This is a genomic window from Inquilinus sp. 2KB_23 (assembly GCF_052115705.1).
GTDB lineage: Bacteria > Pseudomonadota > Alphaproteobacteria > DSM-16000 > Inquilinaceae > Inquilinus > Inquilinus ginsengisoli_A.
In genome coordinates this window covers 67064-84487 of sequence record NZ_JBFRHF010000028.1, presented here as the reverse complement: position 1 = coordinate 84487, position 17424 = coordinate 67064, and the positions used below count along the sequence as shown (strand labels likewise).

At 70.1% G+C, this 17424-nt stretch carries 16 protein-coding genes; 9 read left to right on the top strand and 7 right to left on the bottom strand.

Annotation, left to right across the window (positions count from 1 at the left end; translation table 11 throughout):
- Nucleotide 1: 1 nt before the first annotated feature.
- Both AB4112_RS28995 and AB4112_RS28990 read left to right on the top strand, forming a co-directional pair.
- Nucleotides 2-1768, top strand: a complete 1767-nt coding sequence (locus AB4112_RS28995; protein ID WP_441724581.1) for a GMC family oxidoreductase — start codon at nucleotides 2-4, stop codon at nucleotides 1766-1768.
- Nucleotides 1765-2994, top strand: a complete 1230-nt coding sequence (locus tag AB4112_RS28990) for a c-type cytochrome (RefSeq protein WP_441724579.1) — start codon at nucleotides 1765-1767, stop codon at nucleotides 2992-2994. The genes AB4112_RS28995 and AB4112_RS28990 overlap by 4 nt, the downstream gene beginning before the upstream one ends.
- Here the strand turns inward: AB4112_RS28990 and AB4112_RS28985 are convergent.
- Nucleotides 2991-3623 (bottom strand): TetR/AcrR family transcriptional regulator, encoded by a 633-nt coding sequence (locus AB4112_RS28985; RefSeq protein WP_441724577.1) that lies wholly within the window; start codon nucleotides 3621-3623, stop codon nucleotides 2991-2993. The genes AB4112_RS28990 and AB4112_RS28985 overlap by 4 nt on opposite strands.
- Before the next feature lie 106 nt (nucleotides 3624-3729).
- On the opposite strand from AB4112_RS28985, the gene AB4112_RS28980 reads away from it, so the two are divergent.
- Both AB4112_RS28980 and AB4112_RS28975 read left to right on the top strand, forming a co-directional pair.
- Nucleotides 3730-4302, top strand: coding sequence for a hydrolase (locus AB4112_RS28980; RefSeq protein ID WP_441724575.1), 573 nt, complete (start codon nucleotides 3730-3732; stop codon nucleotides 4300-4302).
- A 28-nt stretch (nucleotides 4303-4330) separates the two neighbouring features.
- Complete coding sequence (locus tag AB4112_RS28975) at nucleotides 4331-5419, top strand: AbrB family transcriptional regulator (RefSeq protein WP_441724573.1); 1089 nt, start codon at nucleotides 4331-4333, stop codon at nucleotides 5417-5419.
- A 10-nt stretch (nucleotides 5420-5429) separates the two neighbouring features.
- Here AB4112_RS28975 and AB4112_RS28970 read toward each other — a convergent pair whose 3' ends face one another.
- Nucleotides 5430-6068, bottom strand: coding sequence for an HD family hydrolase (locus AB4112_RS28970; RefSeq protein ID WP_441724571.1), 639 nt, complete (start codon nucleotides 6066-6068; stop codon nucleotides 5430-5432).
- Between the two features lie 117 nt (nucleotides 6069-6185).
- On the bottom strand, nucleotides 6186-6512 hold the full coding sequence (locus AB4112_RS28965) for a hypothetical protein (RefSeq protein ID WP_441724569.1): 327 nt from the start codon (nucleotides 6510-6512) through the stop codon (nucleotides 6186-6188).
- 464 nt (nucleotides 6513-6976) lie between these two features.
- On the opposite strand from AB4112_RS28965, the gene AB4112_RS28960 reads away from it, so the two are divergent.
- The gene (locus AB4112_RS28960; protein ID WP_309794606.1) at nucleotides 6977-8200 is read left to right on the top strand and encodes an MFS transporter; all 1224 of its coding nucleotides are present in this window, start codon (nucleotides 6977-6979) and stop codon (nucleotides 8198-8200) included.
- Between the two features lie 8 nt (nucleotides 8201-8208).
- On the opposite strand, the gene AB4112_RS28955 is transcribed toward AB4112_RS28960, so the two are convergent.
- Both AB4112_RS28955 and AB4112_RS28950 read right to left on the bottom strand, forming a co-directional pair.
- Nucleotides 8209-8550, bottom strand: coding sequence for a hypothetical protein (locus AB4112_RS28955; protein WP_309794607.1), 342 nt, complete (start codon nucleotides 8548-8550; stop codon nucleotides 8209-8211).
- A 17-nt stretch (nucleotides 8551-8567) separates the two neighbouring features.
- Nucleotides 8568-9104 (bottom strand): EndoU domain-containing protein, encoded by a 537-nt coding sequence (locus AB4112_RS28950; protein WP_309794608.1) that lies wholly within the window; start codon nucleotides 9102-9104, stop codon nucleotides 8568-8570.
- Between the two features lie 339 nt (nucleotides 9105-9443).
- Between AB4112_RS28950 and uvrA the strand changes: the two genes are divergently transcribed.
- The 3 genes from uvrA (at nucleotide 9444) to AB4112_RS28935 (ending at nucleotide 14121) form a co-directional block, all read left to right on the top strand.
- Nucleotides 9444-12293 (top strand): excinuclease ABC subunit UvrA, encoded by a 2850-nt coding sequence (gene uvrA, locus AB4112_RS28945; RefSeq protein WP_441724566.1) that lies wholly within the window; start codon nucleotides 9444-9446, stop codon nucleotides 12291-12293.
- A gap of 130 nt (nucleotides 12294-12423) precedes the next feature.
- Entirely contained in the window at nucleotides 12424-12594 is a 171-nt protein-coding gene (locus AB4112_RS28940; protein WP_309794611.1) for a hypothetical protein, read from the top strand.
- Between the two features lie 501 nt (nucleotides 12595-13095).
- A complete protein-coding gene (locus AB4112_RS28935; RefSeq protein ID WP_441724564.1) occupies nucleotides 13096-14121 on the top strand; it encodes a linear amide C-N hydrolase in 1026 nt (341 codons plus the stop codon).
- 25 nt (nucleotides 14122-14146) lie between these two features.
- Here the strand turns inward: AB4112_RS28935 and AB4112_RS28930 are convergent, their stop codons facing one another.
- A complete protein-coding gene (locus tag AB4112_RS28930; protein ID WP_441724562.1) occupies nucleotides 14147-15073 on the bottom strand; it encodes a DMT family transporter in 927 nt (308 codons plus the stop codon).
- Between the two features lie 114 nt (nucleotides 15074-15187).
- On the bottom strand, nucleotides 15188-16096 hold the full coding sequence (locus tag AB4112_RS28925; RefSeq protein ID WP_309794614.1) for a LysR family transcriptional regulator: 909 nt from the start codon (nucleotides 16094-16096) through the stop codon (nucleotides 15188-15190).
- A 103-nt stretch (nucleotides 16097-16199) separates the two neighbouring features.
- On the opposite strand from AB4112_RS28925, the gene AB4112_RS28920 reads away from it, so the two are divergent.
- Nucleotides 16200-17420, top strand: coding sequence for an MFS transporter (locus tag AB4112_RS28920; protein WP_441724559.1), 1221 nt, complete (start codon nucleotides 16200-16202; stop codon nucleotides 17418-17420).
- Nucleotides 17421-17424 lie beyond the last annotated feature (4 nt).

Below are 17424 nucleotides of genomic sequence, written 5' to 3'. Positions count from 1 at the left end.
CATGGCCAGGAGTCTTCCACCAACTGATGCCGTGATCATCGGGCTCGGCTGGGCCGGGTCGATCATCGCCAACGAGCTGACCGACGCCGGGCTGCACGTCGTCGCCATCGAGCGCGGCCCGTGGCGCGACACCGCCACCGACTTCGGCATCGGCTACATCCAGGACGAGCTGCGCTACGCCCTGCGCCAGGACCTGTTCCTGCGGCCGGCGCAGGAGACCTTCACCTTCCGCAACAATGGCGACCAGACGGCGCTGCCGATCCGGCAGTTCGGGTCGGTCCTGCCGAGCAGCGGCGTCGGCGGGGCCGGCGTCCACTGGAACGGCATGACCTGGCGCTTCAACCCGACCGATTTCCACCTGAAGAGCCATCTGACCGAACGCTACGGCGCCGCCGGGATCCCGGAGGAGCTGGCGATCCAGGACTGGGGCGTGGGCTATGACGAGCTCGAACCGTCCTTCGACAAGTTCGAATACCTCGCCGGCATTTCCGGCAAGGCCGGCAACATCCAGGGGCGGATCCAGGAGGGCGGTAACCCCTTCGAAGGCCCGCGGGCGCGGGACTACCCGCTGCCGCCGTTGCCGATGACCTATGCCCCGACCCTGTTCGCGGAGGCGGCGCGGTCGATCGGCCACCACCCCTTCCCGACCCCGGCGGCCAACGCCTCGCAGGCCTACACCAACCCGCTGGGCGTCACCATGGGGCCCTGCACCTTCTGCGGCTTCTGCGAACGCTTCGGCTGCGCCAACTATTCCAAGGCCAGCGCCCAGACCACGGTGCTGCCGGTGCTGGTGCGCAAGCCGAACTTCACCGCCCGCACCGAATGCGAGGTGCTGAAGATCGACCTGACCGGCGACCGCCGGCACGCCGCCGGCGTGACCTATGTCGACAGCTCCGGCGAGGAATGGTTCCAGCCGGCCGAGCTGGTGATCGTCACCGCCTCCATGCTGCACAATGTGCGGCTGATGCTGCTGTCGGGCATCGGCACGCCCTACGACCCGCGCAGCGGACAGGGTGCGGTCGGGCGCAACTACGCCTGCCAGACCAACGCCTCGGTCGCGCTGTTCTACGACAACAAGATCCTGAACCCGTTCATCGCCGCCGGCGCGCTGGGCCAGGTGGTGGACGCGTATAACGGCGACAATTTCGACCATTCCGGCCTGGGCTTCGTCGGCGGCGCCGCGATCAGCTGCAACCCGACCAACGGCCGCCCGATCAGCACCCGCCCGGTGCCGCCGGGCACGCCGCGCTGGGGGTCGGCGTGGAAGAAGGCGACGGCGGAGAGCTATCTGAGGGCCACCGCGGTCACCACCCGGGGGTCGAGCTACGCCACCCGCGGCAACGCCCTGGACCTCGACCCGACCTACACCGACCGCTTCGGCCGCCCGCTGCTGCGCCTGACCTTCGACTTCCCGGCCAACGACCTGAAGATGTCGGCCCATGCCACCGACCGGGCGATGGAGATCGCGCGGGCGATGAAGCCGAAGCAGGTGGTGGCCAACCCGCGCAGGGGACCGTACTCGATCGTCCCCGACCAGACCACCCACACCACCGGTGGCGCGATCATGGGCGCGGACCCGACCACCAGCGCCGTGAACCGCTATCTGCAGAGCTGGGACGTCCCCAACGTCTTCGTGGTCGGCGCCTCGGCCTTCCCGCAGAATCCCGGCTACACCCCGACCGGCACCGTCGGGGCGCTGGCCTATTGGGCGGCGGAGGCGATCCGCACCCGGTACCTGAAATCCCCCGGCCGGCTGGTGCGGGCATGAGGGCCGCGATCGCCGGCGCGGCCATCGCCCTGGCGCTCGGCATCGCGGCGGCCCGGGCCGACGACCATGCCTTCGAGACGGTCGAGAAGGGTCGCTACCTCACCATCCTGGGCGGCTGCGCCGCCTGCCACACGGTGCCGGGCGGCACCCCTTTTGCCGGCGGCCGGGCGATCGAGACGCCGTTCGGCGACGTGCTCGCCACCAACATCACCCCGGACCGCGAGACCGGCATCGGCGGCTGGACCGACGACGAATTCGTGCGGGCGCTGCAGGAGGGCATCGGGCGCGACGGCGAACACCTGTACCCGGCCCTGCCCTACACCGCCTACACCAAGGTCGAGCGCGACGACCTGCTGGCGATCCGCGCCTATCTCGACACGCTGGACCCGGTGCGCAACCCGGTGGAGCCGAACCAGCTGTCCTTCCCCTTCGACATGCGGCTGGGCATGCGCGGCTGGAACCTTTTGTATTTCGAGGCCGGGCCGCTGAAACCGCGGCCGGACAAGCCGGCGGAGTGGAACCGCGGCGCCGCTCTGGTCGAAGGCCTCGGCCATTGCGGCAGCTGCCACACGGCCAAGAGCTGGTTCGGCGGCGACGACACCGGGGCGCCGCTGCGGGGCGGCGCGCTGCAGGGCTGGTTCGCGCCCGACATCACCGCCGACCGGCATGTCGGCATCGGCGACTGGTCGACGGCGCAGATCGTCGAATATCTCAAGACCGGCCGCAACGAGCGGGTCGCCGCCTCGGGCCCGATGGCCGAGGTGGTGGCGTTGTCGACCTCGCGGATGACCGATGCCGACCTCGCGGCGATCGCCACCTATCTCAAGGACCAGCCGGGGGCGGGCGCGACCGGCCCGCGCCCGCTGGCCGCGACCGACAAGCGGATGGTGGCGGGCCAGGCGATCTATGCCGACAACTGCTCGGCCTGCCACCAGGCCTCCGGCGAAGGCATCCCGCGGCTGTTCCCGGCCCTGAAGGGCACCGGCAGCGCCCAGTCGACGGACCCGACCACGCTGATCCGGGTGGTGCTGCAGGGCAGCCAGGCGGTCGCCACCGATGCGGCGCCGACCGCCCCGGCCATGCCCGCCTTCGGCTGGCGCCTGAACGACGACCAGACCGCCGCGGTCATCACCTATCTGCGCAACAGCTGGGGCAACGCCGCGCTTCCGGTCCGCACCGGCGACGTGCGCAGCCTGCGCCGCACCCTGTCGCAGCGGTCGGATTAGGCCGGCGCCGACCCAGCGGCGAGGTACAGCCGGGTCATGCGGCGCAGCTCGGCCAGGGCTTCGTCGCGCGAGTCCAGGTCGGGCTCGACGCTGAGCAGGGCCGCCGCCTTCATCTGCTGCAGCACCGCCACGGCCATGGCGGCGGCCCGCGGCGGCGGCAGGCCCGGTGCATGGAGGGCCAGGATCCGGGCGATGGCCCGCCGCATCGCGTCGCGCAGCTCCGACGGCGGGGCCGTGGCCTCGCGCCGCGCCTCGAACAGCACCATCACCGCGCGGCGCTCATCCTTCAGCCCGACCAGCAGGTCGATCAGCGCATCCGCCAGGTCGGGGGCGGCGAGCGCGGCCGCGCCGGCCGTGATCGCGCCGAGCCCGGCCTCGACCTGTTCGGCGTATTGCGCCAGCAGCGCGTCGGCCAGCGCCTCCTTGCTCGGGAAGAACTGGTAGAGCGAGCCGATCGACGCCCCGGCGCGGGCCGCGATCTCGGTCATCGTCGCCGCCTCGTAGCCCTTCTCGGCGAACACCAGCGACGCCGCCTTCATCAGGGCGGCGACACGCAGCCGGCCACGCTCGCGCTGAGGCGACCGCGCCGTGGTGGCATCGGCCGTTGACTTTTGTGAGGACATGCTCATAAAACTATTTGCGAGGCATTCCTCATATTCCCACAGGCGGCTCCAGCCGTCCATCCAGCGCGCTCGCCGCGCCGGACAGGACCGTCATGGCAGAAGGCGAACACCGATGACGACATTCGATCCGCGGACCACCGCGCTTGTCCTGATCGACCTGCAGGCCGGCATCCTGGGCATGCCGCTGGCGCCCCGCCCGGGCGCCGAGGTGCTGGCCGCCGGCAAGGCGCTGGCCGCCCGCTTCCGCGCCTCCAGCGCCCCGGTCTTCCCGGTCCGCGTCGGCTGGTCGGCGGATTTCGCCGACGGGCTGACCCAGCCGGTCGACCGGCCGATGGCGCGCCCGGCCGGCGGCCTGCCCGCCGGCTGGAGCGACCTCGCCGAGGGCGTCGCCGCGCCCGGGGACGTCGTCATCACCAAGCGGCAGTGGAGCGCCTTCTACGGCACCGAGCTGGACCTGCAGCTGCGCCGGCGCGGCATCAGGACCATCGTGCTGGGCGGCGTCGCCACCAATTTCGGGGTGGAATCCACCGGCCGCAGCGCCTGGGAGCACGGCTATGCGGTGGTGTTCGCCGAGGATGCGATGACCAGCATGTCCGCGGAGATGCACGGCTTCGCCATCGACGCTATCCTGCCCCGCATCGGAGTCGTCTCCCGGGCTGCGGACATCGTGCTCGACCAATCCTGAGACGGAAAGCGAGGCTGCTGTGGTTTCCGTGAACGGCCCGGCTCTGCCGGTCCTGGCCAGGCTGCCGCGTGCCGGGCAATGGGCGATCCTGCTGGCCGTCTCGGCCGTCGTCGCCGGTCTGCTGGAGGCAGCGGCCCTGCCAGCCGCCCTGCTGCTGGGGCCGATGATCGCCGGCATCCTGGTCGGCACCGGCGGCGGCACCATCCGGGTGCCGCGCGTTCCCTATTTCGGGGCCCAGGCGATCATCGGCTGCCTGATCGCCGGGGCAATCACCCCGTCGATCCTGGCGACCTTCCTGGGCGCGTGGCCGCTGTTCCTGGCGGTGGTGCTGTCGACCCTGGCCGCCAGCAGCGGCCTCGGCTGGCTGATGAGCCGCTGGCAGGTGCTGCCCGGCACCACCGGCGTCTGGGGCTCCTCGCCCGGGGCGGCGTCGGCGATGGTGCTGATGGCCGAGGCATTCGGCGCCGATGCCCGGCTGGTCGCCTTCATGCAGTATCTGCGCGTGGTCTGCGTCGCCACCGCCGCGTCGCTGATCGCGCGATTCTGGGTCGACACCTCGGGCACAGCACCACCCCCGATCGTGTGGTTCCCGCCGATCGAGGCAGTGCCGTTGCTCGGGACGCTGGCCCTGGCAGGCATCGGCGCGACGGTCGGCCGGCTGCTGCGCATCCCCGCCGGCCCGCTGCTGGTGCCGCTGGTGGCCGGGTCCGTGCTGCAGGCCACCGGCACGATCGACATCGCCCTGCCGGAATGGCTGCTCGCCGTCGCCTATGCGCTGATCGGCTGGAGCATCGGCCTGGGCTTCACCCGCACGGTGCTGGTGCACGCGTCGCGCGCGCTGCCGCAGATCCTGCTGTCGATCCTGCTGCTGATCGCCTTCTGCGGCGGCCTGGCCTTCATCCTGGTCCGGACGCTGGGGGTCGACCCGCTGACCGCCTATCTCGCCACCAGCCCCGGCGGCATGGATTCGATCGCCATCATCGCCGCCGCCAGCGATGTCGACCTGCCCTTCGTGATGGCGCTGCAGACCGTGCGCTTCGTCCTGGTGGTGCTGCTGGGCCCGACCGTCGCCCGCTTCATCGCCCGGCGGTCGCCGCACGCCGCCATTCGCCTTTAGGTGGCCGCCTTTAGGTGACCAGGGCCTTCAGCCGCGCCAACTCGTCCAGGAAGCGCTCCGCCGCCAGGTCCGGCGCCCAGGGCTCCCAGGCCCTGCCTCCATAGGCCGGCAGCAAAGGATCGTCCTCGACCGGCTGGAAGCGGATCTTCAGTACGCGCCACACCTCGGCCCGGGTCCAGCCGACGACATGGATCGCCTCGGTGGCCGCGGCCACCCGGTCGGCGCGCTTGTGGAAGGCCTTCTGTTCCGCGGTCCAGCGCTGCAGGCCGTAGCGCTGGAACACCGCATCCTCGAGCCGCATGGTCAGGTCGCGGAACTCCTGGCCGAGGAACGGCTTGATCACCGACAGCGGGTCGAAGCCCAGCAGCCCTTCATCGGCGTCGTGCAGCAGCTCGCGCAGTTCGGCCAGCGGCGACAGCGGCGCCGGCGCCCAGGCCCGGCACAACGCCAGCACGGCCAGCGAATGCTGGGCGACGGAGAGCGGCAGCGGCCAAGCGGAATGCCCGCCCCAGCGATAGGTGCGGGCCAAGCCGAGGGCCAGGTCGCGGTCGTCCCAGTCGAACGGCGTCGGGTTCAGCAGGTCCAGCCGTTTGCCCGAGGGCAGCCGGACCCAGGCCCGCGCCGCCACCGTCCGTCCTTCCCAGCGCATCCATCCCCCCGCTTCCGGCCCACCCGGTTTCCGGGTAGCACCGAAGCCCGCGCAGCGCCAGGACCGGCGTTCCAGGGAACGCCGGTTACGCCGGTCAGGCGGTCTCGGGCGAGGAGATCAGCCCTTGATCCCGTTCGGCCGGGCCTCGAGCCGCGCCCAGTTGCGCACGATCGCGCTGGGCGGCCCGTGGCGACGGGTGAATTCCGATTGCGACATGCGCATGCCGCGGCACAGGATCTCGGCGCGCAGGGCCGCCTGCACGCAGGATTGCCGGGTCGCGGGGTTGCGGCGGGGTTCGGCCGAAAGATCCATCTCGATGACCTCCCTTACCGGAAGCACGGTCTCGATGTCGTTCGCAGCCTGGGGCGGGGAAGGCAATTCACGATCATCCGCCCTCATCAGGGCCGGGCTCGTGCTCGGGCGCCTGCGGTGCTGACCAGCCATGGCGATTCCTCCAGCGGCTCTTGTCTTTGCGACGTCTCGCGGGTTGCATGCCCCGCTTTTGCGTCGAGATTGTCGAACAGGTGAAAAACCGACCTCTGCATGTCCATCGGCGATGCGATGGAATCCGGTGAAACGCAATCGGTGCCGGGGGGCGGCACCAAACCAACGAACACGCAACAGCGAGGGCTTAAGGCGTACCGCTTTCGGCGGTGCCCTCGCGGGTCGACTTCGACCTGCAGGGTCGGCACTTTGCGCCAGCGGTTTGGCCTCGACAAGGAAAATCATCAGCAAAGACATTTTGTTACGTGTTGATGACGGACGAACCGCCGCACTTCTCGCAACCGCCGAAATGCGGTATCGCCGCACCATCCGATGGTCGATCCGCAACCGCCTCGACACGCTCGCTTTTCGTGCCTGGCCGCCGCCGCCCTGACGGCCTTCCATCCCCTGTCGAGGCCACCCGCATGGGCACCACCGCTGTAGATCGGGACCGGCTGCTCGATCATCCCTCCTTCCCGGTGTTCTGGGCGGCGCGGGTGCTGTCGGCCCTCGCCTTCCAGATGTCGGCCGTCGCCATCGGCTGGCTGGTCTATGCCCGGACCGGCAGCGCCTACAGCCTCGGCCTGGTCGGCCTGTTCCAGTTCCTGCCGATGGTGGTGCTGACGCTGCTGGTCGGCCACGTCGCCGACCAGTACGACCGGCGCCGGATCGTCCAGATCTGCCAGCTGGTCGAAGGACTGACGCTGGCGGTGCTGGCGGTCGCGATCTTCGACGACTGGCTGACCATCCCCGGCGTCTTCGCCGCGGTGCTGGTGCTGGGCGCCGCCCGGGCCTTCGAGCAGCCGACCATGGCGGCGCTGCTGCCGGCGCTGGTGCCGGCCGTGGCGCTGCCCCGGGCGCTCGCCATCTCCTCCTCTGCGGTGCAGACCGCGACGATCATCGGCCCGTCGCTGGGCGGGCTGCTCTATGCCGTCGGCGTCACCGCGCCCTTCGTGATCGCCGCCGTCTTCTTCCTGGCGGCCTGCGGGCTGATGACCTTCATGCGGCTGCAGCGGTCGGTGCCGCGGCGCGAGCCGCCAACGCTGCGGTCGGTGTTCTCCGGCATCGCCTTCATCCGCAGCCGGCCGGTGATCCTGGGCAGCATCTCGCTCGACATGTTCGCGGTGCTGCTGGGCGGGGCGACGGCGCTGCTGCCGATCTACGCGCACGACATCCTGCAGACCGGGCCCTGGGGCCTGGGCCTGCTGCGCTCGGCCCCCGCCGTCGGCGCCCTGACCATGTCGGCGGTGCTGACCCGGGTGCCGCTGCGCCGCGGGGTCGGGCGCAAGATGTTCGCGGCGGTGATCGTGTTCGGCGCCGCCACCGTGGTGTTCGCGGCCTCGACCAGCCTGGTGGTCTCGCTGGTCGCCCTGGCCGTGCTGGGCGCGGCCGACAATGTCAGCGTGGTGATCCGCAGCTCGCTGGTGCAGCTGCTGACGCCGGACGAGATGCGCGGCCGGGTCAGCGCCGTGAACTCCCTGTTCGTCGGCACCTCGAACCAGCTCGGCGAATTCGAATCCGGCATGGCGGCCGGGCTGCTCGGCGCGGTGCCGGCCGGCGTGCTGGGCGGCATCGGCACCATCGTCATCGCGCTGCTGTGGATGCGGCTGTTCCCGGGCCTGCGCAAGACCGAGACACTGTCGGGCTGACCGACCGTTCAGGGTTTCCGCCGGCGCGCCCCGGCCTTGGGCGGCGGGCGCAGCGCCGCCAGCCAGGCCTCGACCGCCGCCGCGAGGTCCCTGGTCGGCAGCACCAGCGCCGGCACCTTGGCGTCGTGGATGTTGCGCAGCACCGATTTGGCGCCGCGGATCTCCAGCGCGTAGAGATTGCCGGTGATCGGCTCGCCGCCCTCCCCGGCCGCGGCCAGGCGGGCGGCCACGCCCTTGGTCCAGGCGGCGTCGCCGCGCAGGTCGGTCTCGAGGAAATCGGCCAGGATCGGCGCCGCGGTGCCGGGCACGATCCGCGGCCGGCCCTGGGCGTCGCGGGTGATCTCGATCATGTCCTCGGTCTCCCCGGTCAGTTCGGGAACGCGGTGTTGATGGCGTCCTGCCCACGGCGCTGGATGGTGCCCATCCTGATCTCGAAGGCGCGGCCGCGCCCATCTCGGCAATACCCGTCGCCAGTTGCGCCGTCAGGCGCCGAAGGCCCGAGCACGCCCCAGGCCGGATGCGCCCCGGTCTGGTGCTCGTAGGCGTAGAGGACGGAGCGCAGGATCGCCTCCGCCGGACAGTCGTCGGGATAGAAGGTCGAGCGCTTGCGCCGGCCGTTGCTGTAGATCACCGAGGCGTCGTAGATGTCGCCGCCGCGATGCGCGGTCTCGTCCACCCGGTCGACCGCGCCGGTCGGCAGCGACACGGCGCGGGAGTGATAGCCCTTTGGGTCGCCGTTGCGGCCGAGCTCGCCGCAGAAGATATGGCTGAGATTGACCTGCGGGTCGCTGCGGCTCCACAGCCGCTTGCCGGCGTCGCTGCAGTCGATCGGGGCGGCCGCCACCGACTCGCGCGCCAACGGCAACAGCAGCAGAACCAGGATGAAGCAAATCCGACCGATCATGAGGTCTCCCGGCCACAGGACAGCGCGAAATCCTAACCCCCTCCGCCCTGCCGCGCCACCGGGTTGCGCGACAGGCGGTCCGCCGGTCCTGGGGGCGCCAGCCCATCCTCCTGTCAGGATCTGTCAGGAGGAGGCTGCTTTCCCCTTGACCGGATTGTTCCCGGTATGTTCGAGTTCGCCATTGTCCTTGATCCGATGGCAGATGGCTGCGGCCGGGCGCAAGGTCGGGCAAGGGCGGGCGGCGGGGCCGGGAGTCGCTTTTCGTCCCTGCCCGCCCCATATTGCACCTCGGCGTATCCGGACGGCCGGACGCTCTTCCCGCACGAGTGATTTCTGGCGATGCACAAGTTCATCAGCGTCCGTGGCGCGCGCGAGCACAATCTGAAGAATGTCGACGTGGATCTGCCGCGCGACCAGCTGATCGTGATCACCGGCCTCAGCGGCTCCGGCAAATCCTCGCTGGCCTTCGACACCATCTATGCCGAGGGCCAGCGCCGTTACGTCGAGAGCCTGTCGGCCTATGCCCGGCAGTTCCTCGAACTGATGCAGAAGCCGGACGTCGATTCGATCGAGGGCCTGTCGCCGGCGATCTCGATCGAGCAGAAGACCACCAGCCGCAACCCGCGGTCGACCGTCGGCACGGTGACCGAGATCTACGACTACATGCGGCTGCTGTTCGCCCGCATCGGCGTGCCCTATTCGCCCGCCACCGGCCTGCCGATCGAGAGCCAGACGGTCAGCCAGATGGTCGACCGGGTGATGGCGATGGGCGACGGCACCCGCCTCTACCTGCTGGCCCCGATCGTGCGCGGCCGCAAGGGCGAGTACCGCAAGGAGCTGCAGGAGCTGCGGGCCCGCGGCTTCCAGCGGGTCAAGGTCGACGGCACGATGTACGAGATCGAGGACGTGCCGGCCCTCAACAAGAAGCTGAAGCACGACATCGAGGTGGTGGTCGACCGCCTGGTGGTGCGCGACGACCTGGGCAACCGCGCGGCCGATTCGATCGAGACCGCGCTGGGCCTGGCCGAGGGGCTGGCCATCGCCGAGAACGCCGAGACCGGCGACCGCACCCTGTTCTCGTCGAAATTCGCCTGCCCGGTCTCGGGCTTCACCATCCCGGAGATCGAGCCGCGGCTGTTCTCGTTCAACAGCCCGCACGGCGCCTGCCCGGCCTGCGACGGCCTGGGCGCCAAGCTGGTGTTCGACCCCGAGCTGGTGGTGCCGGACGACAGCAAGTCCCTGGCCAAGGGCGCGGTGGCGCCGTGGGAGGGATCGTCCTCGAAATACTACCACCAGACCCTGGACGCGATCGCCGCGCATTACGGTGCCAGCACCACGACGCCGTGGCGCGACCTGCCGGAGGTGGTGCGCAACGCGATCGTGCACGGCTCGGGCAAGGAGTCGATCGTCTTCCGCTACGATGACGGCCTGCGCACCTACAAGACCGAGAAGCCGTTCGAGGGGCTGATCCCGAACATGGAGCGGCGCTTCCGCGAGACCGACAGCGCCTGGACTCGGGAGGAGCTGGGCAAGTACCAGAGCACCCAGCCCTGCGAGACCTGCGGCGGTGCCCGCCTCAAGCCCGAGGCGCTGGCGGTGAAGATCGACGGGCTGCATGTCAGCCAGGTGGCGGAGAAGTCGATCGCCGAGGCCGGGCAGTGGTTCGCGGCGCTGAACGCCAAGCTGTCGGCCAAGGACCAGGAGATCGCCTATCGCATCCTGAAGGAGATCAACGAGCGGCTGACCTTCCTCAGCGCCGTCGGCCTGACCTACCTGACCCTGGCCCGCGGCTCCGGCTCGCTGTCGGGTGGCGAGAGCCAGCGCATCCGGCTGGCGTCGCAGATCGGCTCCGGCCTGACCGGCGTGCTCTACGTCCTGGACGAGCCGTCGATCGGCCTGCACCAGCGCGACAATGAGCGGTTGCTGGGCACGCTGAAGCGGCTGCGCGACCTCGGCAACACCGTGCTGGTGGTCGAGCATGACGAGGATGCGATCCGCAGCGCCGACTATCTCGTCGACATGGGTCCGGGCGCCGGCGTGCATGGCGGCGAGGTGGTGGCGCACGGCACGCCCGAGGAGGTGCTGCGCAACCCCGCCAGCATCACCGCGCAGTACCTGACCGGGGTGAAGCGGATCGAGGTGCCGGCCCAGCGCCGCCCCGGCCACAAGGGCCAGGTGCTGCGGGTGGTCGGCGCCCGCGGCAACAACCTCAAGAACGTCACCATGGAGGTGCCGCTGGGCACCTTCACCTGCATTACCGGCGTGTCCGGCGGCGGCAAGTCGACGTTGGTGATCGAGACCCTGTACAAGACCCTGGCCAAGCAACTGATGGGTGCGCACGAGCATCCGGCGCCGCATGACGCGATCGAGGGTATCGAGTTCCTCGACAAGATCATCGACATCGACCAGTCGCCGATCGGCCGCACGCCGCGGTCCAATCCGGCCACCTACACCGGCGCCTTCACCCCGATGCGCGACTGGTTCGCCGGTCTGCCGGAGGCGAAGGCCCGCGGCTACGGGCCGGGCCGCTTCTCGTTCAACGTCAAGGGCGGCCGCTGCGAGGCCTGCCAGGGCGACGGCGTGATCAAGATCGAGATGCACTTCCTGCCCGACGTCTATGTCCAGTGCGACGTCTGCAAGGGCCATCGCTACAACCGCGAGACGCTGGAGGTGCTGTACCGCGACAAGTCAATCGCCGAGGTGCTGGACATGACGGTCGAGGAAGGGGCGGAGTTCTTCCGCGCCGTGCCGTCGATCCGCGACAAGATGGAGACGCTGCACCGGGTCGGCTTGGACTACGTCAAGATCGGCCAGGCGGCGACCACCCTGTCGGGCGGCGAGGCCCAGCGGGTGAAGCTGGCCAAGGAACTGTCGCGCCGCGCCACCGGCAAGACCGTCTACATCCTGGACGAGCCGACCACCGGCCTGCATTTCGACGATGTTCGCAAGCTGCTGGAGGTGCTGCACGAGCTGGTCGACCAGGGCAACACGGTGATCGTGATCGAGCACAATCTCGAGGTGATCAAGACCGCCGACTGGATCGTCGACATCGGCCCCGAGGGCGGCGACGGCGGCGGCGAGATCATCGCCGCCGGCACGCCGGAGGATGTGGTGGGGGTCGAGCGCAGCTACACCGGCCGCTACTTGGCGCCTTATCTGGAGCAGGCCCGGCAGAAGCGGCGGGCGTGAGCGCCCCCTTCCCCGGACAACGGCTTCCCAGATCCGGCGCAGCCGAGTACGATGGTCGGGATCGATCCCTCATATCGCGTCGCGGTTCGGGTCCCTGATCCGGCGGTCGGCGCAGGAACGGGAGGCCGTCATGAAGCTCATCATCCTTGCTGCCGTGGCGACGCTGGTGGCGTCACCCGCCTTCGCCTGCCCGTACAGCGCGCAGGCTCAGGCCCAGGGCGGGCAGAGCCAGATCCAGGCCCAGTCCGGCCAGTCGCAGATCCCGCAGACCCCACCGCCGGCGACCGACAAGAAGAGCTAGGCGCGCGGAGCCGACCGCCGCGGCCTCGCTCGGTCGGCGACCGAGGATAGCCAGACATCGTCCGGCAGCCGGGGCACTTTGCCCGTGACGGCATGGGGCGTCCTTGCGGCCTGCCCATAGGGGCGGGTCTCGGCGAAGCCTTGCAGAACCGGTTCACGAAGGGAGCCCGCGCCCCGCGGTCGTTCACGGGCGAGGGCCGCGCCGTGCTCCCGGCCGCCGGATGTGCAGCCGCCGGCCCCTTGTCCTGCAGATCAGGACGAAGTTCACAATCTTGGATTTTATAGATCTGGATCCAACGATGGGAGCCATCTGGACCTACCGGCCAGGGCGGATTGCTGGCATCCTGGCTTCAGTTCGGACGGCGATGGGAAGACTGGCCCCAGGATTTCGCCACCGAACCTTTTGAACCCAGTGTCACCCGGGTCCCGTCCTGGCACGGATGGATGCCGGCCGGCAGATTTCGCCGGTTCCGGGCGGGATCCCCACCCGAGGAGGCAGGTTATGTGCACGGATTTTCTGTTGCTGGCGGGTGATGCCAGCGTCGTCAACGGGCGCAGCATGGAGTTTGGCTCGGATCTCAAATCCGAACTCCTGATCGGCGGCCGCGGCACGCCGAAGCAGAGCGGCGCTCCCGATTTCGGGCAAGGGCTGAGCTGGACAGCCAAGCACGGCTATGTCGGCATGAACGCCCGTGGCAGCCATATCATCACCGACGGCATGAACGAGGTCGGGTTGAGCATCGGCGCCCTGTGGCTGCCGGGCACAGAGTACACCCGGACGGTCGCCACCCCATCGAGCGCCCTGGCCGTGGACCTCTTCACCAGCTGGGTGCTCGGCACCTGCGCCACCGTCGACGAGGTGAAGCAGAAGCTGAAGGGGGGCGATGTCGCGGTGTGGGGCAGCCTGCTGCTGCAGGAGGAGATGCCGCTGCACTTCCCGGTCCACGACCAGGAGGGCCGCAGCATCGTCATCGAATTCGTGGGCGGCGAGACCCAGATCTACGACAACCACGTCGCGGTGCTGACCAACGCCCCGCCTTTTCCCTGGCACCTGACCCAGATCGACACCTATGTCGGGCTGAAGGCGGAGGATGTCGAGCCGATCAGGATCGGCGGCCAGGAGTTCAAGCCGCCCGGCCATGGCAGCGGCATGCTCGGGCTGCCCGGCGATTCGACGCCGCCCTCGCGCTTCATCCGCACCGTGTTCCAAAAGCATTTCGCGACCCGGCCGGCGAACAGCGAGGCCGCGTGCAACCTGGCTCTGCACCTGCTCAACACCGTCGACATCCCGGTGGGCACAAGCGTCTCCCGGCCGGGCCTGATCAAGAAGTCGGAGGACGATTACACCCAATGGGTGGTGGTCAAGGCGCTGACCGAGAAGGTCTTCAACTTCCGCACCTACGACAACCCGACGATCATGCAGGTCGACCTCAAGAAATTGGATCTGTCGATCCCCGGCGAGCGGCTGCATCCGCTGCCGCCGAAGCCGGTCTCGATCGACATCACGCCGACGCTCCGGCCCCAGTAGGAGGACGACGTGCTCGCGCCGGTCGTCATCGCCCTGGCGGCGGGACGGCCGGCGCCCGCTGGGCCACCAGGACGGCGCCGGCCGTGATCATCGCCGCGGCGAGGCCGAGCATGGCCGGCGGCGCCTCGCCCAGCAGCAGGATGGCGATGGCGGCCCCGGCCACGGCGCCGACCGAGCCGATCTGGCTGAGATAGACCGGCCCGGCCAGACGCTGCAGCACGAAGTACAGCACATACATCGCCGAGAAGGTCGCGACCTGCGCCGCCAGCAGCGCGAGCACGACGGCGTTGTCCGTCGGGATCGCGATCGGCAGGCCTGCAGCCCCGGCGCCGGCGAACAGCAGCAGGGCGGCGCCGAGCAGCATGCCGGGCGCCAATGCCAGCGACGACACGCCTGCCGGCCAGCGCAAGGTGCGGTAGATGTTGCCGGCCGCGACCACGACCGGGGTGGCCAGCATCGCCACGACCCACAGCAGGTCGACATCCGGCTCGGCCGATTTCGACAGGGCCAGGGTCAGCGCGCCGGCCAGGCCGAAGCCGACCCCGAATGCCCGCGCGGCCCGGAACCGCTCGATCCGGGCGAACAGCGCCATGGCGTAGGTGTAGAGCGGCGGGAAGGCGAAGGACAGGGCGGCGAAGCCGGCGCCGACATGCGGCACGGCCGAGAAGATCAGCGCGTTCGGCAGGGCGATGCTGAGCAGCCCGGACACCAGGAAATACTCGATCGTGCGGCGGCGCAGCGGCGGTGCCTGACCGCTGGCGACGGCCAGTGCCGCCAGCACCAGCCCGGCGCCGAGCACCGACCACAGCAGGAAGGCCAGCGGCGCAACCCCCGCGGCGACCGCCAGCTTCGCCAGGTTCGCGGTCAGCCCGATCAGCGAGCCGACCAGCACCAGGCAGGCGATCGGAACCAGGCGGCCCACCGGCATGGACGGAACAGCGGCAGCAACCAACTCGACCTCCCTCCAGAATCCGGCGCCAGGTGAAGCGGCGCTAAGAGGAAATATCTCGATCAAAAGAATCTTTTCGTCAAGATATATGATGTCGAGTGATCACGACACGGGTCCTCAAAACGCGAAGGGAACTGGCAGAGCCAGGGCCTGGGCCAGGCCGTCGCGGAAGGTCGCGATCGGCAGGGCCAGCCGGCCGGCCGGGGGGCGATGCAGCATCCAGCAGCGCACCTGCGGCCGGAACTCCGGGGCGTCGATCACCTCGACCGCCCCTTGCCAGCGGCTGTCGGCGAAGGCGGCCGGGGTCAGGACCCCGATCCCGAGCCCGCGCGCCACCAGCGACATCCTGAGGTCGACGCTCAACGCCTCGATCCCGACGCGGAACGGCAGGCGCGCCGCCTCGAAGCGCTGCCGGATGAAGGCGCGGAAGCCGCAGCCGCTTTCATTCATGATCCAGGGGAACCGCGACAGGTCGGCCAGGCTGGCCGGACTGGAAATGCCGAGCCCCGGCGCCGCGACCAGCAGCACCGGCTGGGTGCCGAGGTCCTCAGCCACCAGATCCTCCGGCGGGCTGGCGCCGTCCACCAGGCACAGGGCGGCGGCATCCAGCTCGCTGCGCGAGACCTGTTCCACCAGCCGCGGCGACCAGCCGGAGGTGATGCGGAGCGTCAGCTGCGGAAAGGCCTCGCGCAGCTGGTCGAGCGGCACCGACAGGGCCGCCTCGGACAGATACGGCATGACGCCGAGCCGGAACTCGCCCCGCACCTCGCCATCCGGCGCCACGCTCGACCTGAGATCCTCGACCGATCGCAGCACGCGGCGCGCCTGCTCATAGGCCTCGCGGCCGGCCGCGGTCGGCTTCAACGGCTTCGACTGGCGGTCGAGCAAGGCCGCGCCGAGGCCGTCCTCCAGGTTCTGCACTCGCCGCGTCACCCCCGGCTGGGTGAGGTTCAGGCGCGCCGAGGCCGCGACGATCGAGCCGGTCTCGACCACGGCGATGAAGGCCTCCAGGTCCGGAATGTTCATGCCAGATCCGCATAATCTTTATAGGGACAATTGAATTGTATCATCTTGATAATGGCGAATAAAGATTGCACTCAATATGCCGATCAATCATCGAGGCGATCCCATGTCGGTCACCAGCGAGACCATCGTCACGGCCCCGGGTGGAACGGAGGTGGGCCTCACCCGGCCGCTCATCCTGCTGTTCGCGGTGTCGGTCGGCATCATCGTCACCAATGTCTTCGCGCCGCAGACGCTGGTTGGCCTGATCGGGCCGGCCTTCGGCCTGACGACGGCCGGCAGCGGGCTGGTCGCCACGGCGACACTGCTGGGCTATGCCGCGGGGCTGTTCCTGCTGGTGCCCCTGGCCGACCTGGTCGAGAATCGCTGGCTGATCGTCCGGATGCTCGGCTGCGCGGCGGCCTGTGCCGGGCTGGTGACGCTGGCGCCGACCGCCGCCGCCCTGCTGGCGATCCTGTTCCTGCTCGGCGCCGCATGCTCCGCCATCCAGATCCTGGTGCCGATCGCCGCGTCGATGGCGCCGCCGGAGCGCCGCGGTCGCGTCATCGGCGACGTCATGAGCGGGCTGATGGTCGGCATCCTGCTGTCCCGGCCGCTGGCGAGCGCCGTGGCCGACGGGTTCGGCTGGCGCGCCTTCTACGCCGGCAGCGGCCTCGTCATGGGCCTGCTGACCCTGGTCCTGGCCCTGCGCCTGCCGCGGCGCCGGCCGGCGGGCCGGATCGGCTATGCCGCCCTGATCGCCTCGCTGTGGCATCTCCTGCGGACCGAGACGGTGCTGCGGACCCGGGCACTGACGGCGAGCCTGGTGATGGCGGCGTTCAGCGCGTTCTGGACCGCCGTGGCTCTGCGGCTGGCGCAGCCGCCCTTCGAGCTGAGCCAGCGCGGCATCGCCCTGTTCGCCCTGGTCGGCGCCGGCGGCGCGGCGGTGACACCGCTCTTCGGCCGGGCCGGCGACCGGGGCTGGACCCGGCCAGCGACGGTCGCCTCCCATATCGCCATCGTCGTCGCCTTCGCCGGAGCCGCCTGGGGCGGCGCCGGCGCCGCCGGCGTCGGGTCCCCGATTCTTCTCGTCGCAAGCGCCGTGCTGCTCGATGTCGGGGCGACCGGCGACCAGATGCTCGGCCGGTACGCGATCAACCAGCTGCGGCCGGAAGCGCGCGGCCGCCTGAACGGCCTGTTCGTCGGCTTGTTCTTCCTCGGCGGGGCCGCCGGCTCGGCCCTGGCCGGCATCGCCTGGTCGATCGGGGGATGGCCGCTGATCTGCCTGATCGGTGCCGGTTTCGGGCTGGCGGCCCTGGTGGTGGATATCCTCGGCCGGGCACGCTGATCCC

Coding starts and splice junctions, on each gene's coding strand:
- AB4112_RS28995 (WP_441724581.1), top strand. CDS start 2: ATGGCCAGGAGTCTTCCACCAACTGATGCCGTGATCATCGGGCTCGGC.
- AB4112_RS28990 (WP_441724579.1), top strand. CDS start 1,765: ATGAGGGCCGCGATCGCCGGCGCGGCCATCGCCCTGGCGCTCGGCATC.
- AB4112_RS28985 (WP_441724577.1), bottom strand. CDS start 3,623: ATGAGCATGTCCTCACAAAAGTCAACGGCCGATGCCACCACGGCGCGG.
- AB4112_RS28980 (WP_441724575.1), top strand. CDS start 3,730: ATGACGACATTCGATCCGCGGACCACCGCGCTTGTCCTGATCGACCTG.
- AB4112_RS28970 (WP_441724571.1), bottom strand. CDS start 6,068: ATGCGCTGGGAAGGACGGACGGTGGCGGCGCGGGCCTGGGTCCGGCTG.
- AB4112_RS28965 (WP_441724569.1), bottom strand. CDS start 6,512: ATGGCTGGTCAGCACCGCAGGCGCCCGAGCACGAGCCCGGCCCTGATG.
- AB4112_RS28960 (WP_309794606.1), top strand. CDS start 6,977: ATGGGCACCACCGCTGTAGATCGGGACCGGCTGCTCGATCATCCCTCC.
- AB4112_RS28955 (WP_309794607.1), bottom strand. CDS start 8,550: ATGATCGAGATCACCCGCGACGCCCAGGGCCGGCCGCGGATCGTGCCC.
- AB4112_RS28950 (WP_309794608.1), bottom strand. CDS start 9,104: ATGATCGGTCGGATTTGCTTCATCCTGGTTCTGCTGCTGTTGCCGTTG.
- uvrA (WP_441724566.1), top strand. CDS start 9,444: ATGCACAAGTTCATCAGCGTCCGTGGCGCGCGCGAGCACAATCTGAAG.
- AB4112_RS28940 (WP_309794611.1), top strand. CDS start 12,424: ATGAAGCTCATCATCCTTGCTGCCGTGGCGACGCTGGTGGCGTCACCC.
- AB4112_RS28935 (WP_441724564.1), top strand. CDS start 13,096: ATGTGCACGGATTTTCTGTTGCTGGCGGGTGATGCCAGCGTCGTCAAC.
- AB4112_RS28925 (WP_309794614.1), bottom strand. CDS start 16,096: ATGAACATTCCGGACCTGGAGGCCTTCATCGCCGTGGTCGAGACCGGC.
- AB4112_RS28920 (WP_441724559.1), top strand. CDS start 16,200: ATGTCGGTCACCAGCGAGACCATCGTCACGGCCCCGGGTGGAACGGAG.